The following is a 2,854-nucleotide window of genomic DNA, read 5'->3' on the forward strand; positions in this document are numbered from 1 at the left end:
GGTGGAGGAGGCCCGCGCCGAAGTCGTGCGTGCCATCCGCGACCTCGAAGCGCAGGGCAGCATCACCGTGCAGCGCGGTGACGAGGACGAATATGTCCAGTGACACCGACTTCTCGACCCTGAGCTACCCGGCGCTGCGCAGCGCGGCGAGCGACTCCCGCGACGATCAGGCCCGCATCTCCGGCCACGCCGCCGGATACGCGGCAGGCCTGCGCGAGGCGGAGGAGCAGGTGGCGGCCCGCATCGCCGCCCTCGAAGCGGAGACCGCCGCGGCCCTCAGCCACGGCCGGGCCCGCGTCGACCACGCCATCGCGGTGCTGAACTCGGCGGCCTCGGCCCTCGACCTGCGCACGGTGCCGTTGCTCGAATCCGCGCACACCACGCTCGCCCTGGGCGCCCTGCAGATCGCGGAGGCCGTCATCGGCTCCGAGCTGGGCGACGCGGCGGTGGCGGCGCGTTCGGCCCTGCACCGCGCTCTCGACTCGGTCGAGGTCGGGCTCGTGCGCACGGTGCGCCTGAACCCCGCCGACCTCTCCACCCTCGGCCCCGACGTGCTCGAGGCGACCGGCGTGACCTTCACCGCCGACGCGACCCTGGCCCGCGGCGACGCGGTGACCGAGTTCCCCGACGGCTACCTTGACGCGCGTATCGGCACGGCCCTCGCGCGCGTGAAGACGGCCATCGAGGAGGCACGCTCGTGACCACCTCGCTGCTGCCGCCCGCCTCGCCCGGCTTCCGTGCCGCCGTGAGCGCCGGGCGTCCGCAGCGCGTCGGGGTCGTGTCATCCATTCTGGGCCTCGGCGTCGAGGTGACCGGTCTCGACTGCGCGATCGGCGACCTCGTGACCATCGGCGTCGAGTCGCCCGTCGTGGCCGAGGTCATCGCGGCCGGCCGCACCGGACTGCGCTGCATGCCGCTCAACCGCCTGACCGGCATCAGCGCCGGCGCCCCCGTGCGCGCTCAGGGTGCCCCCGTTCTCGTGCCGACCGGCGTCGGCCTGTTCGGACGCGTCGTCGACGGCCTCGGCCGTCCGATCGACGGCAAGGGTCCGCTCGTCGTCGACGGCTACGTTCCGATCGACAACGAGAGCCCCTCGGCGATGGACCGCGCGCGTATCGACACCCCGCTACAGCTCGGCGTGCGCGTTCTCGACACCCTCACCACCGTCGGCCGCGGCCAGCGCATGGGCCTGTTCGCCGGCTCCGGTGTGGGCAAGTCGTCGCTGCTCTCGATGATCGCCCGGGGCACGGATGCCGAGGTGTCGGTCATCGCGCTGGTGGGCGAGCGGGGTCGCGAAGTGCGCGAATTCCTCGAAGACGACCTCGGGCCCGAGGGTCTCGCCCGGTCGATCGTGGTCGTCTCCACCTCCGACGAGCCGGCGATGATGCGCCTGCGCGCCGCCTTCCTCGCCACCCGCATCGCCGAGTCGTTCCGCGACCGCGGCGCGCACGTGATGCTCATGATGGACTCGCTCACCCGCGTGGCCATGGCCCAGCGCGAGATCGGGCTTTCCGTCGGCGAACCGCCGGCCACCCGCGGCTACCCGCCGTCGACCTTCTCGCTGCTCGCCCAGCTGCTCGAACGCGCGGGCACCGGCGCCGTCGGCAGCGTCACCGGCATCTACACGGTGCTCGTCGACGGCGACGACCACAACGAACCCATCGCCGACTCGGCCCGCTCCATTCTCGACGGGCACGTCGTGCTCGACCGCAAGCTCGCGGTCTCCGGCCACTTCCCCTCGGTCGACCCGCTCGGCTCGATCTCGCGCGTCGCCTCGCGCGTCAACACCGCCGAGCGCACCGAGGTCGCCTCCCAGCTGCGCCGCGTGCTCGCCGCGCGCAAATCGGCGCAGGACCTGCTCGACATCGGCGCCTACCAGCCGGGCGCGAACCCGCTGGTCGACGCCGCCGTGTCGTTCGAGGCCGAGATCAACCAGTTCCTGCAGCAGCGCATGACCGACCAGTCGGGCGTCGTCGACGCGTGGGCGCAGCTCACCCGCCTCACCCGGTCTTTCGGGGGTGCCTGATGGCCGGCCCGTTCCGCCTCGCCGGACTCCTCCGCCTGCGCCAGGTGCAGGAGGAGCAGGCCGCGAGCGACCTCGCCGTCGCGAACGCCCGCGCCCGCGAGAACGCCGCCCGCCAGAACCGCACCCGGGCCGCCCTCGGCGGATCCGGTGCCGAGGCGACCAGCAGCAACGTGCTCTACGCCATCGCGGCGGCGCGCTCCTCGTCGCGCAGCATGCTCGCCGAGCTCGAGGCCGTCGACCAGCGCAACCAGGCGACCGTCGCCGAGGCCGTCGCCGCTTACGCCGAGGCCCGCGCCCGCTCCCTCGGGCTCGAGAAGCTCGAGTCGCGCCACATCGAGAACCGCAACGCCGACGACGTGGCCGCGCAGCAGGCAGTGATCGACGAGATCGCGACCAACGGCACCAAGAGTGGAGACCCGCAGTGACCATGATCGGACTATCCACGGCACCCGCCCCCGCACCCTCGGGCAAGGCCGGCCCGGGTGCCGGCTCCGCGTCCGGCGACGGCTTCGGTGCGACCCTCCTCGAGGCGATCTCGGCCGCCGTCCCCGGCGCGCAGCCGGCACCCGACGCGCCCGCCGCGGCCACGCCGACGGCCGACGATGCGTTCGCCGGTCTCGCCGCCGACCTCCTGGGCGCGACGATTCCGGTCGAAACGGCGCCGGCCGGATCCGAGACGGGCGCGGGCGGCGAGACCGAAGCCGAGACGGATGCCGCGGCTCCCGCCCCGCTCGCTGCGCCCACCACCGCCGACGCACTCCCCGCGGCCGCGGTTCCCGCGCTGCCCGCCGCCGCGCCTGCCGCGGTTCCGACCCTCGCGACGCCGGT

General features: G+C 74.1%; 3 protein-coding genes and 1 pseudogene. All 4 read left to right on the forward strand.

Annotation, left to right across the window (positions count from 1 at the left end; translation table 11 throughout):
* The first annotated feature begins 92 nt into the window (after positions 1-92).
* Positions 93-701, forward strand: coding sequence for a FliH/SctL family protein (locus ACLQ6X_RS03570; RefSeq protein WP_411698797.1), 609 nt, complete (start codon positions 93-95; stop codon positions 699-701).
* Entirely contained in the window at positions 698-2,026 is a 1,329-nt protein-coding gene (locus tag ACLQ6X_RS03575) for a FliI/YscN family ATPase (RefSeq protein WP_411698798.1), read from the forward strand. The genes ACLQ6X_RS03570 and ACLQ6X_RS03575 overlap by 4 nt, the downstream gene beginning before the upstream one ends.
* On the forward strand, positions 2,026-2,451 hold the full coding sequence (locus ACLQ6X_RS03580; protein ID WP_411698799.1) for a hypothetical protein: 426 nt from the start codon (positions 2,026-2,028) through the stop codon (positions 2,449-2,451). The genes ACLQ6X_RS03575 and ACLQ6X_RS03580 overlap by 1 nt, the downstream gene beginning before the upstream one ends.
* A pseudogene (locus ACLQ6X_RS03585) lies at positions 2,448-2,854 on the forward strand (hypothetical protein); the annotation flags it as partial. The gene ACLQ6X_RS03580 and the pseudogene ACLQ6X_RS03585, both read left to right, overlap by 4 nt.

Source organism: Conyzicola sp. (genome assembly GCF_046714715.1).
Classification (GTDB): Bacteria; Actinomycetota; Actinomycetes; order Actinomycetales; family Microbacteriaceae; genus Conyzicola.